The organism is Flavobacterium sp. CAU 1735 (assembly GCF_039888695.1).
In the GTDB taxonomy this organism is placed as follows: Bacteria; Bacteroidota; Bacteroidia; order Flavobacteriales; family Flavobacteriaceae; genus Flavobacterium.
Genome location: NZ_JBDQQQ010000001.1, coordinates 1,475,857 through 1,496,789, shown reverse-complemented (window position 1 = coordinate 1,496,789; position 20,933 = coordinate 1,475,857). Strand labels below are relative to the sequence as shown.

The following is a 20,933-nucleotide window of genomic DNA, read 5'->3' as shown; positions in this document are numbered from 1 at the left end:
AACAACCGATGGCGGTTTTATTCTGGCCGGTGTCTCGGATTCTCCGAAAAGTGCCGGAAAGAAAGACAACAATAAAGGTCAGGATGATCTTTGGATCATAAAACTGGATGCCAAAGGTAACGAACAATGGCAGCGCACCATCGGTGGCAGCGGTCAGGAGCAATTGGCTTGTATCCGTCGTACCAAAGATGGCGGTTATATTGTAGGCGGTTCGTCCGCATCGGGTAAATCGGAAGACAAGACCGAAGAAAACTTTGGCAATCTGGATTATTGGGTGGTCAAATTAAGCTCCGACGGTAAAATCGAATGGCAAAAATCCTATGGTGGTAAAAATCTTGATCAGCTAAAAACGGTGGAGCAAACCCCGGATGGCGGTTATATCATTGGTGGGTATTCCAATTCCCCGGCTTCGGGGAACAAACTGAACGATAATATCGGTGCAGGTGATTACTGGATCATCAAAATAGATAAAAGCGGTGCTATCCAGTGGCAACGTACTTTAGGTGCTGACGGTGATGATCATTTAGCGGCACTGATCCAGTGCAAAACCGGTGGTTATTTATTGGGCGGCAGTTCCAATTCCAATCCATCACACGATAAAAGCAAATCCAATGGTAAAGGAACCGATTTTTGGGTTGTTCGTTTGGATCAGGACGGACAGACCATGTGGCAGGAAACCTATAACTACGGGAAATTTGATCTATTAACTTCGATTATTGAGAATGACGATCATACCTTTTTGATCGGTGGTTATGCACACAGCGAGGTTACCGAGGGGAACAAAGATAAAAAGGATATTAATGATTATATCGCATTAAAAATTAATGACAAGGGTGAAGAACTTTGGAGTAAAACCGTTGGCAGTGACGGTGAGGACATTTTAAACCGATTGGTTGAAACCCGCGACGGCGGTTATTTACTAGCCGGAACATCCAAAGGAAAACCTTCGCGCGATAAAAATGGCGGCAATGGCGGCAGTGATTTTTGGGTGGTCAAACTCAAAGACCGTTATAAAAAAGAACTGGACAAACCTGCAATCGAAGCCTTACCGAACCCGGCGCAGCAATTTACCAATATCATTGTAGGCTACGACTTCCAGACCGGAACAGCTTCGGTATTCGATCTTTCCGGAAGACAACTCCAACAGTTTTCGATTGACAGTCGTACTGTCCCGGTTGATTTAAGCCAATATCCCGAAGGCATCTATATCGTGGAAATCCGTACCAACGTACAACACGATTCGGTAAAAGTGATCAAGGGTATCCAACCTAAATAAAAAACAAACATGAAAAAAATAATACTCTCTTTACTGCTTTTAGGGCTTTATGGCGAAGCTATGGCGCAAGCTGACGGAAACGGACAGATATTGAAACCTGACGTTACGGCTCCCTCGCCACAAGCATATGCCCTTACCAAATACGGTGACATTCCTGTCAATGAGTTTTCGGGAATGGTCAATGCAACTATACCGATCTATACGGCAAAGGTCGGAAAACTGGAATTGCCAATAACGCTGAATTATGCCGCGGCAGGTGTTAAGGTCAATCAGGCTGCTACATGGACAGGGATCAACTGGACACTGAATGCTGGCGGGGTTATTTCCCGTACCATCAATGATGCACCCGATGAATCCACAACGGCTGATAAACGTCTGACGGCAGATATGATCATTCCCAATCAGTTGGTCAACGGTTCTGCGCACGCTTATTTCCTGAACGGTGTATTTGTAGGCGCGCGAAAGCATTACGATTTTAAACCCGATCTATGGAATTTTTCGTTCGGTAACTATTCCGGTACGTTTTATCTGGATGCAGACTTTATACCTAAACTATCAAAAGTGGATAGCCCGCTAAAAGTCGAAATTATAGGTAGTGAATCCGATATGCGCCAACGCTTCCGTAACAGTCAGGAGTTCTGTATCACCACGCCTGATGGTGTAAAATATTATTTCGGAGGTGAGAATGCCTGCGAAAGTTCGTTTATGGGTTCGCATAGGGACAACCCTTATGCCAATACCGGATTTTACCTGCATAAGATACAGCACCCGGATTATGGTGTGATCTTGTTTGAATACGATACCGATACAGTAACACATTCTGTATGGACAAGTCAGGAAGAAAGTGTAACAGTAAAGGTGCTGGAAACCCGCGAAGGCGAATTATGCAAACGTCCGCCGACCAATGAAGGGCAGCATAGCTATATTGGCAGTGCGACAGTGACTATGAATGGTAAATGGCTGAAACGGATTTATAGTCCGCATAGTTATTTACAGATATTTTTTAACCGCAGTAACGGTTCCGGTGGGAATTACAAATATGTACTGGATAATGTAGAAGTCAAGGAAGGTAGTACGATGGTGCGTAAGGCTGAATTTACCTATCTGTTTCCACAGACCAAAACCACTTCCGAACGTTTCTTTTTGACAAAAGTGGAATTTGACAAAGACCGTAATTACGGCAGTGGTCAGGGACGTAAAAACGAAGAATATATACTGGACTATAATGATCCGCTTGGACTACCTAACCGTAGAAGTGAGGCAAAGGATTTATTAGGATATTATAACGGTAAATCCGGTAATACTACGGCATTGCCGCAGAACGAAGATTTATTGTTCCATAACTATTACCCGAATCTGGCTGACCGTAGCCCAAGTGCCGCGCATATGGCAAAAGGAAGTTTGGTCAAGATTACCTATCCGACCAAAGGATATACCATTTTTGAGTATGAAGCACCAAAGGCAAAAGCGTATGACAGACAGGGACGTTCCATGCTTATATGGCGTAACAGTCCCGGCAGGGTTCCGGCATCCAGGACAAACATCGCGATACCTTTAGGCGATTTCATTGCTAATCCTGACGGGACATTTGGAACCAGTGCCGCCGTTATTGATGAAGAAATCAGAGTCCGGGTTGACCTGATGGCCGATGCGCAGATGGGACATACCGACAGGATTACTTTTAGGTTAGTGGATCAGACCACGGGGACAGTACAGTCCTTTCTGGTACAGATGCCGGACGGTAATCAGGAGATCGGAACGGGTAGTTTTAATTTTAGCCGTGAGTTTACCGTTAATGTGATCAAGGATCATATCTATACGGTGGAAATGTACAACAATTATTCGGCTCCGGTGATGTATGAAGCCAACGCTTACTTTTTCCATACGCGTGGGTTTAAGACGGTGGATGAACAAGGTGGACTGCGGGTAAAGCGTACGACTGATTTTACAGAGAATGATCAGACGGCATTTAGCAAGCGATTTTATTACACGCAGGCTAAGGACGTATATGTCGATCCGTTTTCACTTATGGGATTCAAAAAGAATGTTGATTATGTGACCGAGCTGTATCTGACCAAATGCTGTAGTCCGGGCGGTATTTTTGGCCCCGGATGGATGAGCCGTACCGGAGAGATCAAGTTACGTACCCTGTACTCGTCAAGTGTCTTTACCAGTGCTTTTGACCAGAAGTATGAGTATGTAACCGTCAGCTATGGCGGGGATAATTTTGAACTGGGCGGAAAGCAGAAGCAGTTTGTAAACAAATCATCTTCTACCTATCAGGAGATACATCCGTTTTACGTAAGTCCGTTCCAGAACGAACACGCGATGTACAGGGGCAACCTGCAATACATCTATGAAGGCACATTGCTTTCGGAAATGGAAATTATGAAACGTGGTAATACCCTGTATAAAGTTAACGAACAGAAATACGAATACGATTATATTCCGTACGGAAACGGTATTACCGGAGTGATAGGCGGATATGCGCATATGAACTGCGGTTATCCGACCGATGGCGCGGACAATCTGGACATCGCCAAATTTGAGTTTATGTCTAAAAAGGTAAACCTTATTTCCAAAAGTACAAAGGAGTTTGTTGTACCGATGCCGCTGACAGTGGATGCCATATTTGAAGCCAATTACAAACCTGTAACATCTATAACAGAATATACCTATGATGGATTGCCGGGCTTACCTACCAAAGTTAGGACGAGCGTAAGCGAAAACAATAATTTTACCGAAGTACGCAATACGTATGCTGATCAGGCCGCCACCTTATCCGGTCTGACCGCAGATCAATTGACGGCTTACAATAAACTGGTTGAGAAGAACAAAATCAATCAGCCTATCGAGGTAAAAACCTACCACGCTGATAACAGCCTTCCGGTTCTGGTAACGACCAATCGAACGCTGTTTAAAAATTGGGGAACAACACCAGATCTGATTTTACCGGAAATTATTCAGCAGTCAAAAAGTAGCCGCCCATTGGAAGACCGTGTGCAGTTCAAAGCCTATGACAACCGTGGAAATCTAACCCTATTAACAATGGACAACGGTGCAAGAACACGCTATGAATATGACGGGTACGATAACCTAAAAGCCAAAATTGAAAATTACAATGGATCGGATGCAGTACCCGACCAAGCACCGAATATTCCTGTTGATTTTGAGCCGGGTACACCTGCCCCCTGTACGTTGGGTACTATTTATCCCGGAGCAATGGTTACATGGTACTATTACGATACGTTTACCCGTTTATTGCGCCGTACGGTGGATGGGAACTGCCGCAGTACGTACTACGAATATGATGCGCTGTTACGTTTAAAACGTATCAAAGATCACGATGGAAATATCATCGAAGAGTATGACAGCAATTACAAACTAAACTAAGACAGGCCACACCATGAAAAAAATATTATTTCTGTTATTGTGCTGCCCGATTTTAATGGTGGCACAGACCAATTCGCAAAACTGGTCAAAGAAAACTACGTACCGTGAAGCTAATAGCGGACGCCCGTTATCGGCCGTCACCTATTATGACGGTCTGGGACGTCCGGTACAACAGAACGTAAACAAACAATCTGCAAATGGAAAAGACCTGATCACCCATATCGAATACGATTTGGGACGCCAGTTAAAAGAATACCTACCGTATCCGGCTACAACGAGCGATATGAGTTTCCAGACGGGCGCTCAGTCCGCTACACTGAACTATTCGCAGTACAGCGGTCAATATCCGTTTAGTGAAAAGGTACTAGAGACATCGCCATCGGCTCGCCTACTAAAACAGGGCGCACCGGGAGCCGACTGGCAGGTTAACCCGAATGCTGAAATGGATCATACGATAAAGACGGTTTATGAAACTAACATTGCCAATGAGGTAAAGAACTATTTTGCGGTAACCACTTGGGATGATGTCAATGGGGTTTATAATATCCAATTGCAGGATAAAGGATTTTACAGTCCGAATCAATTGTACAAGACCATTATTAAAGATGAGCACTGGAAATCAGGAACCAATAACACAAGCGAAGAATTTAAGGACAAAGAAGGCCGGGTGATATTAAAACGCTCCTACAACAACGGGGCGCATGATACCTACTATGTGTATGATATATTCGGAAACCAGACCTACGTAATCCCGCCTTTGGTAACGAATCCTGCAAGCCAGTTGGATGACCTTTGTTATCAGTTTAAATACGACCATCGTAACCGGATGGTTGAGCAAAAGCTACCGGGCAAGCAATGGGAATCTTTCATATATGACAAATTAGGGCGCGCCGTAGCGACAGGGCTGACCTTATCGCCTTTTGGTGGAACTGAGAAAGGATATTTGATCAGCAAGTACGATGGCCTTGACCGTGTGGTTTATACCGGATGGCTACCGAGTACAGCACCGAGAATCTCTTTGCAACAGCAGTACAATGCGGAGACAACCAATTTCTCCGAAAAACGCTTACGTCCGGGTTCGACCATAGACGTAGATAATGTAGCTATTGCCTATTCTAATGTTGTAGTACCTACCAGTGGTATGAAATTATTAACTGTAACCTACTACGATAATTACGATTATCCGGGAGCCATTGCTATGCCGACTTCGATCGAAGGACAGGATATATCGGTATCTGTTGTAGGACAGGCTACTGGTACTTGGGTACGCGTGCTGACCTCGGCTTCCGAAACATTAAATGAACAAACACAGTTATTTTATGACTCCAAGTACCGTATTCTTCGTGCCAGTACAATCAATCATTTAGGTGGATATACAAGGCTTGATAATAAACTTGACTTTAGCGGGAAAGTCCAACAGACACAAATTTTCCATAAGCTTAATTCCGCTAGTAATGAATTAGCAGTAAAAGACAGTTATAGCTACACAGATCAGGATCGGTTACTCCTACATACCCAGCAGATCAACGGGGGTACTGAGCAACTGATCGCTAAGAATACGTATGACGATTTAGGGCAGTTAATGTCCAAAAATGTAGGTGGATCAGACGTAACGGGTGCAATTGGATTGCAAAAAGTCGATTACCGTCACAATATCCGCGGATGGTTAACTGACATCAATAACGATGCACCGTTTGGAAGTGCCGGATTTACATTGGGACAGGGTGATCTTTTTGGCTTCAAGATGAACTATAATACCGTAACGCAAAGCGAAAACGGAGTAATCAGTAATTCGCAAAGTAGTGTAAATGGAGATGTACGGCCACTGTACAACGGGAATATTTCCGAAACGTTCTGGATTTCGTCGAGCGATAACCAATTACGTAAATACGGATATAAGTATGATGCTTTAAACAGGCTTTTAAAGGCATTCTATCAGAAGCCAATGAGCAATGTACCCGTTCCCAAATCCTATGATGAGGAAATTGCCTACGATAAAAACGGAAATATTTTAAACCTGAAAAGAAAAGGAAATCTGGATAGTCCACTGTTTACGATCGACATTGATGATCTAAATTATTTTTATAATGGCAATCAGTTACAGAGGGTTAACGATGTCACAAACAATCCGGATGGCTTTCAGGACAACGGGTTTGGTGTTACTGTCAACGATTATACCTATGATACTTTCGGTAATCTGATCAAAGATGAGAACAAAGGTATTATCGCCATTATCTACAATCATCTTAATTTACCTTATGAAATAACTTTCAATGGCGGCGGAAAAATTAATTATATTTACAATGCCGAAGGCAACAAGGTACAGAAAAGAGTAACCACATCGGCAGGTAATATTTTAACCGATTATCAGAAAGGCTTTCAATATGAAAACCAAATCCTGAAATTCTTCCCACATACAGAGGGATATGTGAATGTAATCGGAACGTTCTTTAATTACGTTTTCAATTACGTAGATCATCTTGGAAATGTACGTAGTAGTTATGCGTGGGATGATAAACATGGTGCGCTACAGATCGTTACGGAAAATCATTTTTATCCATTCGGTCTTCAACATAAGGCATATAACAATCAGTCATACGTTTTTGTACCTGCGGAAAATGGCCCCGGCTATTATCGGGCAGAACTGGTACAGGAAGGAAGTCGGACACCTATTAACCCATATAGGTATAAGTACAACGGTAAGGAATTGCAGGATGAGCTGGGGCTGAACTTGTACGATTATGGGGCACGTAATTATGATGCTGCTATTGGGCGGTGGATGAATGTTGATCCGTTGGCGCATAAGCGGCCTAGTTTAACTCCTTATCGATATTCTTTTAATAATCCTGTCAATGCCACGGATCCTAGTGGTCTTTACGAAGATTGGGTAGAGACTAATAACGGTGTTTTATATGATAGTCGAGTTACAGATCAAGCAACTGCCGCGCAGTACTATGGAAATGATGCAAAATACAGAGATGTAGGATATACGTACGGTTCCGGCGAAAGTTCCACTGTTCTCGGAGATCAAGGATTTTACCTTCAAGGGGGAGCTTTGCATCAGGCTTCAGATATGGGCAGTATTTCCAATCAGATTGCCCAAGTTTCTGGTAATTATAGCCTATCTTCAATGGTACTTACAGGGATTGCGGCTGATGGCGTAACCCCCGACCCATCTGATGTCGCTGTTCCAAAGTGGATTGGTTATGCAGTGGCAGGAGCAATCGCAAGTACAGTCATAGCTCAAAGAGATGCTGAAATTGAAGCTATTTTAAGAAAGAGTGGAGGGCCTTCGGGAGTTCAATATTCATTAAGAGCTAATGTTTCGGGGGATTATCCAATAATGTCATTTGGCAGCAGTACCCCTACAGGAACACAATACTTAAATGCTGGGGATGTATGGAAGTATGGTGAAACAACAAATCCATCGGGTAGATATAGTCCAAGTGAACTAAAGGGAGTTGGTGCTGGTGGAGTTACTCAGTTTAATGAGTTTTCTGGAACCCAAATACAAGTAAAAGCGATGGAAAAGGCTAAAATATATACATATTTCTTAGAGAATGGTAGCTTGCCACCTGGTAATAAAATTTTTAGATAAATTATATGGAATTAAAAATAACTTTAGAAATAGATAGTGCTGCCCAACACAAGGCGGCTACTATAAACTCACTATCCCAAGAACTAAATTCATTTTTTGAGGATAAAAATTACGGTGAGGATATACAGAGTATTCTTATTGGATGTATCTGTGTAAAAACGAAAATGGGATATGAGGATTGGTTCAAAATCAGAAAGCCTAACTACATTAGTTATAAAAAGACAAAAAATCGGTTAACAGGTGTCGAAATGGAAATTTCGAAAACACTTGAATGTGATTTTAAACTTGATGACGAACTATATGACAGCTTTGTTTTGTCAAATGATGAGGAAGGAGTAAAAATGATTTTAATAGAAATGATTAAAGCATTTGAACAATCAATAGAACTGCCTAAAAAAGTAAAAGACTTTAATAAGGATTTATTTCTATCTGATATTAAGCTATTCTATAATACAAGTGCACTTAAAACCATGGGGTAAATGAACAATAAAAACAGAAAGAAAATAAAGCAGTTTACCTCGTTCCTATAAACGGCAAGATGTCCGGTTGTTAAACAAACCGATTTTTGAAGCCCTTTACTCGGATCTCGTGGGCTTGCTTGGATGAAGATTTAAAACTGTCTACTTTTAGATTAAGTAGACAGTTTTTTTTGCTTACTATTTGGATTAATATATAACAAATAAACACCTTTTTTTATATCAAAAATTTATAGGCTTACTTTGTGATTTTGATAATGTCTCTCAGACTAGTCAAAATCAGTATAAATACGTATTGCGTATCGTTGTATAATTTATTTTCTTGTTACGATTTTTTCAATTTATTTGTTGCTAAGAATCAAGGAATAGTACCAGAATCTAGTTAAAAAAATCATTAACATTAAGAATTGTTTGGTGTTAGATTATTGTTTTATATTGCTAGTAACTAACTACCAACGACTATTCATTTAATCCAGTTTTATTGATTAGATGAAATTTAAATTTTAAGATTGATCAAATGATAAAAACTGAATACGGAACTTTTGATGGAGATAAGTGGGAATCCATAAGTCAAATTTGCTTTAAACAAAACTTTAGAGAAGAAGGTTATCAGGAAGTTAAAGCTACTCCAGGTGATTATGGAATAGAAGGTTTTACTAGAACAGGCAAAATTTTTCAATGTTATTGCCCTGATGAATCATATTCTAGTGCTGAACTGTATGCAAAACAGCGTGACAAAATAACTAAAGATTTAACTAAACTGAAAACTTTTGAAAAACAACTGAAAGGTTTTCTTGGGGATACAAAAATTAATAAATGGTATTTCGTCACACCTATTTGTGGAAAAAATGATATTATAGCACATTGTACTTCAAAGCGTGACGAGGTTAAATCTTGGGAGTTATCAATAATTGACAATGATAATTTTGAAGTCATATTTGAAGATATAAGTTTTCTTCACCCTCATTTAGCACTTGCTTTAGACGCTACCTCTCAAAAAGTAAATTTATCTCCAGATAAAAAGATAACAGAAGTGGAAAAATTAAAGTGGAAAGGGCAAAAAATAAACTTAGTTGAAAATGCACAAAGAAAACATCAGTTAAGATTTGATGAAAATACGCCAAATATTGAACAACGAGTAGATAAGTTAACAGAAAAAACTATAGCTTATTTTATGGAAGGCAATATTCTATTAAGAATGTGGCAAAACGAGTATCCCACTGAATATGAGAAATTTTTATCAATTATTAGTTTAGTTGAGAATGAAGTTGAAGAAAAATGTATGTTTCCAGCTCATGATAAAAATGAATTGTATTTTAGTTTTAAAAGTTTAGTCGAAGAAAAACTAAATATTGCTTTTCCAAAATTAGAACAAGAAATGATAATGAATCTAACTAATCAAGTCCTTGCCGATTGGATTTTAAGATGCCCAATAAACTTTGAATAAATGAGAGATTCTGAAATAAAAGATATAAAATTTTCCAAAAAACCTATTTCAATTCCCGTCGATTATAGACCTGTGTATAAGATTGCTCAAGTGGTGATGATACTATCAATTACATGCACTGGTAATAAATGTAGCCTATTAAAACTACACCTATTAAGTTGGGCGCTAAAAGATGATAAAAACAAAGATGAAGTTTTAGAATTGATAAAAAACAACTATAATGCAGATATTACTGTTTGGGGAATTGAACCAGCCCTTAATAGGGCTCTTCTGTTTTGTATAGCAGAAAACATCTGTATTATGGAAAGTGGAAAATACTTGTTGACAAAAAAAGGAGAGTTTTTTTTTAAGTTAATAGTTAAGGCAGAAGTTTTTAAAGAAGAATTTGAATTTTTAAATTTTGTAGGAAAAAGAAAAATAACTGATAATAGAATAGAATCTATTTCAAATAAATGGTCATTGTTCAATGTTAAAAATTAATAAAATAAAATTTGAAGTAAATACTGATTCTGGACTTTATGGTTCAAATTATGAGTTCAGTAATGGTCTTAATATTATTAGAGCTGATAATACTAGTGGGAAAAGTAGTCTTTTTCAAGCAATAACTTATTGTTTAGGGTTTGAAGAGATAATTGGCGGTAGAAATGAGAAAACTATGCAATCAGTTTTTAGAGACCAAGTAGAGTATCCCAAAGATTCATTTCACAAAGTAATACAATCTTTTGTTTATTTGGAAATAGAAAACAGTAAGAATGATATTGTTACTATTAAAAGAAGTGTAAAAAGTATTTCTGATAGAAAACCACAATTAGTAGATGTCTATTTTGGAAAATTAATTGATGATACAGAAGAAATTCTACCTGAATCTAAGCCAATGTATATTCATGATAAAGGAGGCGCTACGGATGAGATATATGGATTTCATCTTTTTTTAGAAAATTTTTTAGATTGGAATCTACCAAATGTTTTAACAAATTCTGGCGATTCAAGAAAACTATATATTCAGCAAATTGCTTCATCATTTATGATTGAGCAAAAATCAGGATGGTCTGATTTTTTTTCCACGATGCCACATTTTGGTTTGGCAAATAAAGAAGCTAGAGCAATCGAATTTCTTTTAAAATTAGATGTAACTGAAAATAAAAAAAGAAAACAACAAATAGCATTCAATAAAAGAATAATTGAAGATAAATGGACGACTTTAAATAATCAATTTATTAGGTTAGCAGAAAAGGGTGGCGGGAAAATTGTAGGCCTTGAGCAAAAACCAGCAATAATTAATGACTATCGAGGATTAAATATTCTTTTGTCTAAAGATGAAGAAGATTATTCAATTCCAGATTATATTGACTTACAGGTTGAAGAATTAAGATTAATGCTAAATAAGGATGTCTTTTCAGTTGGTCAAAATATTTCAAGTGATGAAGCACAACTTGAAAAATTAAATAGTTTTATTAATAATCTATCTTTGAATTATGACCTAATTTCAACTGAATTAAACTTTGATAAAGACCGATTGCGTAGTTATAAATTACAATTAACACTGTTAAAGGATGATTTAAGAAAGAATAAAGGTGCTTTGAAGATTAAAAATCTTGGTGCAGATTTTAATTTAAAAACTTCTAGTGAAATATGCCCTACTTGTAATCAAGATATCAATGATTCATTATTACCTCTTGAAGTGGAACAAATTCCAATGCGCTTAGAAGATAATATTGATTTTATTGATGCCCAAATTAAGATGGTCACCGTTTATATTGAAGGGCAAGAAAAAACCATAAGTGAAAAAGATAAAAAATTAGATTTATACAGAGCAAAATTATCTGATGCAAGAGCAAACGTTAGACAAATAAAAAAAGAACTTGTATCTGATGAAAGATTGCCGTCAATTATGGAAATTGAAAATAGACTTAATTTAAAAAAACGAATAGAGTTTTATAATAAATTTCTTGAAGAATTCAACCAATTAGTGGATGACTTAAAAGAGTTATCAGAGAAATGGAAAAAAGCTATTATTGATGAGAGTAAATTACCCAAAAACTTTTTTTCAGCGAATGATGGTGAAAAGCTCACATTCCTTGAGAAACAATTTAAAAATTTACTCAAGGAATTTAATTATACCAGTCAGCAAAGTGAATTTATACATATCTCAAGAGAAAATTATTTACCAGTGATTAGTAAACCTTTCGGTGATGAAACAAAAGATTATAGTATTAGATTTGATTCATCTGGAAGTGATTTCATAAGAAGTATTTGGGCTTATACTTTTAGTTTATTAGATACTTCAATTAAATTTGATGGGAATCATCCTAGATTAATTTTGATGGATGAACCAAAACAGCAAGATGCTGCAATTGAAAATTTCCATACTTTCCTAAAACGAGTTTCTTTGCATGTTGAATCTCAAGTATTAATTTTTGCATCTTTTGAAAATTCTGATGAAGCATTTAGGACGGCAACAAAAGATGTAGATTTTAATTTAGTTTATATTGAAGATAAACTGATAAAACCTTTAAATTTGGAGGCTAATTAATCGGAGTAGAACTAAAGTTATAGTTTAAATATTTGATTAATAACTATAAAAAGAACTCTTTTTCTTAATAGTTATTAATCAAATCTCCGACAACGTTAAAAAAGTATTTTTCTAAAAACTAGCAGTTATTTTTTTCTAACTGATTTATTTAAGAATAATAACAATAAAAACTTACTGGAAAAAACTTCTTATAAGATAATATGTATATTTGTAATGAGTTACGTGGAAACATATTGAAAAACAGTGCAATAAGAACCGTTACTAAATCGTTACCTAACTACTTCTACAATCGACACAACCTGTTGATTTCCAGCTTAAAGTATTAATCCGTAAATTTTTTAAAATAAACTTCAAAATTTCTTCCAAATTGGAATCGTATCTTAGCTTTATGAAAATTCTGATTGTAGAAGACGAAAAAGAACTGGCTCAGGACATCGCCCTGTATATGTCGGGGGAAAATTATTTGTGTGAAATCGCTTCCACCTATTTTCAGGCGTTGGAAAAAATCAGTTTGTACAATTACGATTGTATACTGCTGGATCTGATGCTTCCGGGTGGCGACGGACTTAAGATTCTCGATGCGCTAAAAGAACAACGCAAAACAGACGGTGTGATCATTTTATCGGCCAAAAATGCGTTGGAAGATAAAATTAAAGGCCTTCAACTCGGCGCCGATGATTATCTGGCTAAACCATTTCATCATTCGGAACTCGCGGCCAGAATTCATTCGGTAATCCGTCGGAAACAATTTGACAATTCCGATGTGATTGCGCTTGAGGAATTGCGAATCGACCTACAGGCCAAAACTATTACGGTTAACGATAAACCGGTGTTGTTAACCAAAAAAGAATTTGATCTACTATTGTTTTTTATCGGAAATAAAAACAAAGTCATTCCCAAAAGCGCCCTGGCCGAACACCTGTCGGGCGATATTGCCGATATGTTTGACAACCACGATTTTGTTTATGCACATGTTAAAAATCTAAAACGAAAACTGACCGAATCCGGTTATAACAATTACCTGAAAACAATTTACGGAACCGGTTATAAATGGGAAATATGAATAAACTATTACACAAACCTTTTAAGGCCTTTACCATTTATGCACTGCTGATTCTCGCAGCGAGCATTCCCGTTTATTATTATGTTGTAGATTTTATCTGGAATAAAGAACTGGACGAACACAACCAGATCATAAAAGAACGGATCGAAACCCGAATGACCATCATTCGGATGCCCGAACAAAAACTCGATACCATTATTAAATTTTGGAATATCATGCAACCGGGAACCACTATGGTTCCGGTAGCAGTTCCGTTACAAAAAGACAGCATTTATACCGTAATCCGGGAAAACCAACACGGCGACAAAACCGAACTGGATCGCTTTAGAGGTTTGGCCGCACCGATTACCATTGCCGACAAACACTATCTTCTGACAGTGGAAACCAATGTGGAAGAAACCGACGAAACATTAGTCGCCATTGCACTCGTAACATTTGCTTTTTTTAGCTTACTCGTAATCGGTTTTATCGTTCTGAACAAACGAATCGCCCGTCGGATCTGGCAACCGTTCCAAAATACACTTGAAAAACTAAAAACATTCGACCTCGCAACCCATAACGATATCACATTTGAAAAATCGGATATCGAAGAATTCGAAACCCTGAATCAGACCTTAACCAAACTGATCGATAAAAATATCACGGTTTATCAATTGCAAAAACGATTTATCGAAAACGCCTCCCACGAATTGCAAACACCATTGGCCGTACTAAAATCGAAAGCCGATTTACTGCTGCAGCAAAAAAACATTACGAGCGAACAACTCGAAATCCTGAATGCCTTTAATATTCCGCTTTCCCGGGTAACACGGATTAATAAAAACCTGTTATTACTCGCGAAAATCGAAAACCACCAATTTGAAAATACCGAAGCGAATGACCTTTCGGCTGTCGTATCGGAAAGTCTCGAAATGCTATCCGATTATAGTGTCGACAAAGGAATTCAGCCGGAATTTTATCCGTTGGAAACAATTACCGTTTCCTGTAACCGATCGTTGTTAGAAATATTAATCAATAACCTACTAACCAATGCGATACGCCATAATAACGTAAACGGAAAACTGATAATCGAAGTAAAAGACAATACGCTTTCGGTTACCAATTCGGGGATTGATCCGTTGCGTTCCGGGGAATTGTTTCGCCGTTTTTCGGTTTCTTCTTCCGAAACAACTAATAGTGGCCTCGGATTATCCATTGTTAAGGAAATCTGCAACCGCTATCACTGGGACATTGTATACGATTTTGATCAAAATAAACACCGATTTACCGTTCGTTTTTAAAAATTCAGAATATCTTCTAAATTGATTTGGAGCTTTGGTCTATCAATTATTTTAAAGACCAATTTCATGATGACCTCCAAGCCTTTTTTTCAAAATATCGGTTTCCTCAAATCGGTATTTTTTATCCTTTTGCTATTTTTTTGTAGCGGAATAACATTCGCGCAGAATACTACTGTAACCGTATCGGGTACAGTTCTTGATCCGACAAAAAAACCGGTGCCGTTTGTAAACGTTATTGTCAAAACAGAAAAAGACAATGCTTTTGTTACCGGTACGATTACCTCTGAAACCGGACGCTATAGCCTTAGCGATCTTCGTCCCGGAAATTATGTCCTCGAAATTTCGTATATTGGTTATACCACAAAGCAGTCTCCGTTATTTGTTGGTACCCTAACGCCAACCCTCGAAATTCCTCCTATCGAATTGGCCGAAAGCAGTACCGCTTTGGATGAGGTTACGATCACGGTTAACGCCGATAAAAACGCTGAAAAGATGGATAAGAAAACCTATGCGATAACCGATAACATCAGTCAGTCCGGTGGTTCCGTATTACAAGCCATGCAAAACCTACCCGGAATTAGCATACAGGATGGAAAAATCCAGTTACGCGGAAACGATAAAATAACCATTCTGGTAGATGGCAAACAAACCGCGATGACCGGTTTTGGAGGGCAATCCGGATTGGATAATATTCCCGCATCAGCTATTAAGGATATCGAAATTATCAACAATCCTTCCGCACGCTACGACGCCAATGGAAATGGCGGTATCATCAATATCATTTACAAAAAAAATAAACAGGACGGTTTTAACGGAAAAGTTGGTCTTACCTCCGGATTGGGGGCACTATGGGTACGTAAGGAAAACCTTCCGGACATCCGACCACAATTTCAGGCCACTCCAAAGGTGAACCCTTCCCTATCGCTCAATTACCGAAAAAACAAAGTAAATCTGTTTTTTCAGGGCGATTATCTTTTTACCCATACGCTGAATAAAAATGAGTTTGTAGACCGTACATACGACGACGGAACCATTATCCGCCAGCAAACCAAACGAAACCGTGAAACCGGATTCCTAACCTTAAAAGCCGGTGCCGACTGGGAGATCAATGCGGATAATACGCTAACCGTTTACGGATTGTTTAGCAGTGAAAAAATTATCGATCGCGGTGATGAACCTTTTTACAATCAGGACTTAAGTCAACGGTACCGCTTGTGGCAATTTTTGGAAGATGAGTTAAAAACCACTGCGATGTTTAGCAGTACGTACCAACATAAATTTAAAGAAGCGGGGCACCAATTAAATATCGGTTTTAATTATACTTTCCACCGGGAAGACGAAAAGTATTACTTCGACAACATTATGCCGGATTATACCGGAAAAGATGCTTTTAAATTACTATCCGACGAGCATGTAGCCGATTTTACCGTGGATTATATTCGTCCGATGAAATACGGTCGTATCGAAGGTGGACTTAAATTCAGAAGACGGGAAATTCCAACGGATATGCAATTTTTCCCGGGTCTTAATTCTCCATTGGATGTGAACGCCGGCGGATGGGCTACGTATAAGGAAACCATTCCGGCCGTATATGGGAATTATGTTTTTGAAAATAAAAAATTTGAAGCCGAGCTTGGATTACGCCTCGAATATGTAAAACTCAACTACGATGTGAACCCCGGTCATAATACGTATAGCAGCGACGGTTATGAATATACACAGCCTTTTCCGAATCTCCGATTGGCGTATAAACTGAACGACCACAACAAATTGTCCTTCTTTTACAGTCGTCGCGTTGATCGTCCGAATGAAATCGATATCCGTATTTTTCCGAAATACGATGATGCTGAAATTATAAAAGTCGGTAATCCCGAATTGCGACCACAATTTACCAATTCATTGGAACTGGGTTATAAAAACACCTGGGATAGCGGTAACCTGTATTCGGCGGTTTACCATCGTTTTGCTAACGGTACCATCACACGAATTTCCAGTACGGTTCCGGGAAGCACGCTTATTTATGCGATCTTTCAGAACGTAAACGAAAGTTACAACACTGGAATCGAAACCATTCTTTCCCAAAAGCTAACCTCCTGGATGAAATTCAACTGGAATGCGAACCTGTATGAAAACCAGATCAATGCGTTTACCGTGACCAATAAATATCCGGTAACCCATACGTTTAGCGCGCCGAAACAACAGCAATTCTCCGGAAATTCAAAGCTTAACCTGTTTTTTAACCTGCCGAAAAAGTTTGATCTGCAGCTTACGGGTTCGTACCAACTGGCCGACATCATTCCACAGGGAAAAACCAACAATCGGTTTACGATGGATCTTGGGATCAAAAAATCGATTCAAAACGGGAAAGGAGAGTTATTCCTGAATGCGTCCGATCTATTAAATTCCCTAGTTATCGAAAAAGAAATTCAGGGCGACGGTTTCCGCTATACCAGCAAAGATTACTATGAAACTCAGGTAATCCGACTTGGGTATACGTATAAGTTTTAAACCTTAATCTATAAGACAACATGAAATCGATCCATTTGTTTTTAGGGCTATCTCTTTTCTGTTTTTCCGTTTCAAACGGGCAAATCAGCACGGATTCTATTGCTTCGGATTCGTTATTACAACCGAAAAATCCGGGATTAAAGTTCAATTACAAGCAACTTATTATCCCGGCAGCGTTGATCACCTATGGAATTATCGGGATTGAAAGCGATGCGATCAAATACTGGAATTCGGAACTAAAAGAAGAAGTAACCGAAAACATCGATAAAAAGATCTCCGTGGATGATTTTTCCCAATATGCTCCGGCTGCGGCTGTGTATGCCTTAAATCTGACGGGTATTCAGGGAAAACACAATCTAAAGGATCGAAGCATTATTCTGGCGACATCCTATATGATCATGGCCGGAACGGTATTTAGCGTTAAAAGTATGACGCATATACAACGACCGGACGGCAGTACCAACAATTCTTTTCCTTCCGGACATACGGCCACTGCTTTTGCCGGTGCCGAATTCCTGTGGCAGGAATACCGCGATGTCTCCATTTGGTATGGTATTACGGGTTATGCTGTGGCCGCCGGAACTGGTTTTTTCCGGATGTATAACGACCGACATTGGTTTACCGATGTGGTTGCCGGCGCCGGAATCGGTATTTTAAGTACCAAAGCAGCGTATTGGCTTTATCCGTATATCAATAAAAAACTGTTTAAATCCCATACCGAAAGTAAAGTAATGATCAGTCCGTTTTATAACGGTGATCAGGGTGGTTTGGGACTTTTATATCATTTTAAATAAAACATCAAACATTTTTTACAAAAAGCGTAAAACATCAAACCAAATTTTTACTTTTGGCCTGTTTTTATTCAAACATAATTATGGGATTATTTAACGCCATCATGGGCAATGCTTCTGAAGTAAGCACCGAAAAAATAGCCAAAGAATTTGAGCCTATTTTAATTGACGGAGAACATATTGAAATTGCTTTTAAAGTGATTCGCGATATGTTTGTCTTTACCAACAAACGTTTAATTCTGGTTGACAAACAAGGATTAACCGGTTCGAAAGTAGACTATCAATCGATACCGTATACCAGTATCAAGAAATTTTCGAAAGAAAGTGCCGGTCTTATGGATCTGGATGCCGATTTGAAAATCTGGATTACCGGTGAAGCCGCTCCAATTAAAAAGCAGTTCGGTAAAAACGATAACATCAATGCGGTTTATAAAATTTTAAGTCAGCATATTCTAAAATAAAAAAAGCCTCCGCAATGCGGAGGCTTTTTTGTTACTTTTTATATTTCGCGATGGCGGTTTCCATCCAGATTTTATATTCTTCTACATCCGGCGTATAGCCTACCGGTTCTGACAATCGGTTTTCCTGATTGTCCAATATGATATAATACGGTTGTGCATTTGCTTTATAATGCGTAATCTGGAAATCGCTCCATTTGTTTCCTATCGTTACGATTTCTTTTCCGGTTTCTTTGGAAACATATTGCTCCTGCTTCGGTAATTCGCGTTTGTCGTCTACATATAACGAAATCAATACCACATCTTTTTTCAGGATCGAAAGAATTTCCGGTTTCGACCATACGAAGTCTTCCATTTTACGACAGTTTACACAGGCAAATCCTGTAAAATCCAGTAATATTGGTTTGTTAACCGATTTCGCATACGCCATTCCTTTCTGATAATCGGTAAAAGCCATAATATCATGAGGTCCTAATTTGGCTCCTTCCGGTAATGCTTCTGTCGTTGCCGCTCCTCCTCCTTTGGTATATCCTACGCCATATGGGCTTTCGCTATACGTCATTGGTGGCGGGAATCCCGAAATTAATTTTAACGGTGCGCCCCATAAGCCCGGAATCATATAAATGGTAAATGACAATACTAAAAGTCCTAATCCCAATCGTCCTACGGAAATATGTGATAGCGGACTATCGTGCGGTAAGGTGATTTTTCCAAAAAGGTATAAAGCCAGGGTTCCGAAAATCGCAATCCAGATCGCCAGGAATATTTCTCTTTCCAACAGGTGTGTTTGCAATACCAAATCGGCATTTGACAAGAATTTAAAAGCTAAAGCCAATTCCAGGAATCCTAAAAACACTTTTACAGTGTTTAACCAACCACCGGATTTTGGTAATGAATTTAACCAACCCGGGAACATTGCAAATAACATAAATGGTAAAGCCAATGCTGTCGAAAATCCTAACATCCCTACGATTGGTGCGATACCTCCTTTGGAAGCCGCTTCAACCAATAACGTACCCACAATCGGACCGGTACAAGAGAAGGAAACGATTGCCAGTGCCAAAGCCATAAACAATATTCCGATGATTCCGCCTCTATCGGCCTGACGGTCTACTTTATTCGCCCATGAATTTGGTAACATAATTTCGAATGCTCCTAAGAAAGACGATGCAAATACCACTAATAGTACAAAGAAAATAATATTAAACCATACGTTTGTGGACAATGCATTTAGCGCATCGGCTCCAAAAACAGCGGTTACGAATGATCCTAACAATACATAAATAATAATGATCGAAGCGCCATAGAACACCGCATTACGGATTCCCTGTGCTCTGTTTTTACTTTGCTTGGTAAAGAAACTTACCGTCATTGGGATCATCGGGAAAACACATGGTGTTAACAAGGCGGCAAACCCGGAAAGAAACGCAATGATAAAGATGGTAAACAATCCTTTTTGTTCTTCTTTTTTACCCACCGGTTGAACGGTTTCTGTTGTTGTTCCTGCTGTCACAAAAGTAGTACTGTCAGCCGCAGGTGCTACGGATGCCGAATCGCCCGTTGTTACCGGAACGACTTCGGAAGCGTCTATTTTTAACGCCGGAAGTGTAAAATCGAATACTTTATCCTGTTGGATACACGCTTCTTTACAAACCTGGTACGAAATCGCTACTTTAAGCGTTTTCAGGTTTGGATTGGTTACTTTAACGGTTTGCGTAAACCGTGCTTTGTTGGCAAAATAGTATTCGTCAACTTCGAAAACATCGTTGTAAACCTTTTTGTATTCACTCTCTTTGGTCTTTCCAACCAGTTCGAAATTTCCTTTCTGGTCTTTATAAGTAAATTCCGTTGGTATGACACCTCCTTCTGGTGTAAACTGGGAATACATATGCCATTCGTTATCAATTGTGGCTTCGAATACTAAAACGACTTCGTTATCGGATTTTTTTTCTACGGAAGTTTTCCATTTAACAGGATCCAACATCTGAGAAAACCCAGATTGAACAACTATCATTAGTAAGATTAAAAAAATATTTCTTTTCATCACTCTATAAATTAAGAATTATGGTCTTTTATTTTGTTTTCACTTGATAAAAATAACAAAATGTTA

Annotated in this window: 13 protein-coding genes; 12 read left to right on the top strand and 1 reads right to left on the bottom strand. The window is 38.7% G+C overall.

Features of this window, described 5'->3' with window-relative positions; translation table 11 throughout:
* The 12 genes from AAFN64_RS07090 to AAFN64_RS07035 form a co-directional block, all read left to right on the top strand.
* Positions 1-1,276 (top strand): T9SS type A sorting domain-containing protein (locus AAFN64_RS07090; RefSeq protein WP_347759880.1); only part of this gene is annotated, 1,276 nt, incomplete at its 5' end.
* Positions 1,277-1,285: 9 nt separating this feature from the next.
* Positions 1,286-4,669, top strand: coding sequence for an RHS repeat domain-containing protein (locus tag AAFN64_RS07085; protein WP_347759878.1), 3,384 nt, complete (start codon positions 1,286-1,288; stop codon positions 4,667-4,669).
* Between the two features lie 13 nt (positions 4,670-4,682).
* Positions 4,683-8,267, top strand: a complete 3,585-nt coding sequence (locus AAFN64_RS07080) for a DUF6443 domain-containing protein (RefSeq protein WP_347759876.1) — start codon at positions 4,683-4,685, stop codon at positions 8,265-8,267.
* A gap of 5 nt (positions 8,268-8,272) precedes the next feature.
* Complete coding sequence (locus AAFN64_RS07075; RefSeq protein WP_347759875.1) at positions 8,273-8,746, top strand: hypothetical protein; 474 nt, start codon at positions 8,273-8,275, stop codon at positions 8,744-8,746.
* 514 nt (positions 8,747-9,260) lie between these two features.
* On the top strand, positions 9,261-10,190 hold the full coding sequence (locus tag AAFN64_RS07070) for a hypothetical protein (RefSeq protein WP_347759874.1): 930 nt from the start codon (positions 9,261-9,263) through the stop codon (positions 10,188-10,190).
* Positions 10,191-10,670 carry a hypothetical protein gene (locus tag AAFN64_RS07065; protein ID WP_347759872.1) on the top strand — a complete coding sequence of 160 codons (480 nt, stop codon included), beginning with the start codon at positions 10,191-10,193 and terminating at the stop codon, positions 10,668-10,670.
* A complete protein-coding gene (locus AAFN64_RS07060) occupies positions 10,657-12,723 on the top strand; it encodes an AAA family ATPase (RefSeq protein WP_347759870.1) in 2,067 nt (688 codons plus the stop codon). The genes AAFN64_RS07065 and AAFN64_RS07060 overlap by 14 nt, the downstream gene beginning before the upstream one ends.
* 388 nt (positions 12,724-13,111) lie before the next feature.
* Entirely contained in the window at positions 13,112-13,786 is a 675-nt protein-coding gene (locus AAFN64_RS07055) for a response regulator transcription factor (protein ID WP_347759868.1), read from the top strand.
* Positions 13,783-15,066, top strand: a complete 1,284-nt coding sequence (locus AAFN64_RS07050) for a HAMP domain-containing sensor histidine kinase (protein WP_347759866.1) — start codon at positions 13,783-13,785, stop codon at positions 15,064-15,066. Before AAFN64_RS07055 ends, AAFN64_RS07050 begins: the two co-directional genes overlap by 4 nt.
* Before the next feature lie 66 nt (positions 15,067-15,132).
* On the top strand, positions 15,133-17,574 hold the full coding sequence (locus tag AAFN64_RS07045; RefSeq protein WP_300487138.1) for an outer membrane beta-barrel family protein: 2,442 nt from the start codon (positions 15,133-15,135) through the stop codon (positions 17,572-17,574).
* Between the two features lie 29 nt (positions 17,575-17,603).
* Positions 17,604-18,368, top strand: coding sequence for a phosphatase PAP2 family protein (locus AAFN64_RS07040; RefSeq protein WP_347759917.1), 765 nt, complete (start codon positions 17,604-17,606; stop codon positions 18,366-18,368).
* Positions 18,369-18,448: 80 nt separating this feature from the next.
* On the top strand, positions 18,449-18,826 hold the full coding sequence (locus tag AAFN64_RS07035; RefSeq protein ID WP_211089559.1) for a PH domain-containing protein: 378 nt from the start codon (positions 18,449-18,451) through the stop codon (positions 18,824-18,826).
* A gap of 31 nt (positions 18,827-18,857) precedes the next feature.
* On the opposite strand, the gene AAFN64_RS07030 is transcribed toward AAFN64_RS07035, so the two are convergent.
* Positions 18,858-20,867 (bottom strand): cytochrome c biogenesis protein CcdA, encoded by a 2,010-nt coding sequence (locus AAFN64_RS07030; RefSeq protein WP_347759864.1) that lies wholly within the window; start codon positions 20,865-20,867, stop codon positions 18,858-18,860.
* Positions 20,868-20,933 lie beyond the last annotated feature (66 nt).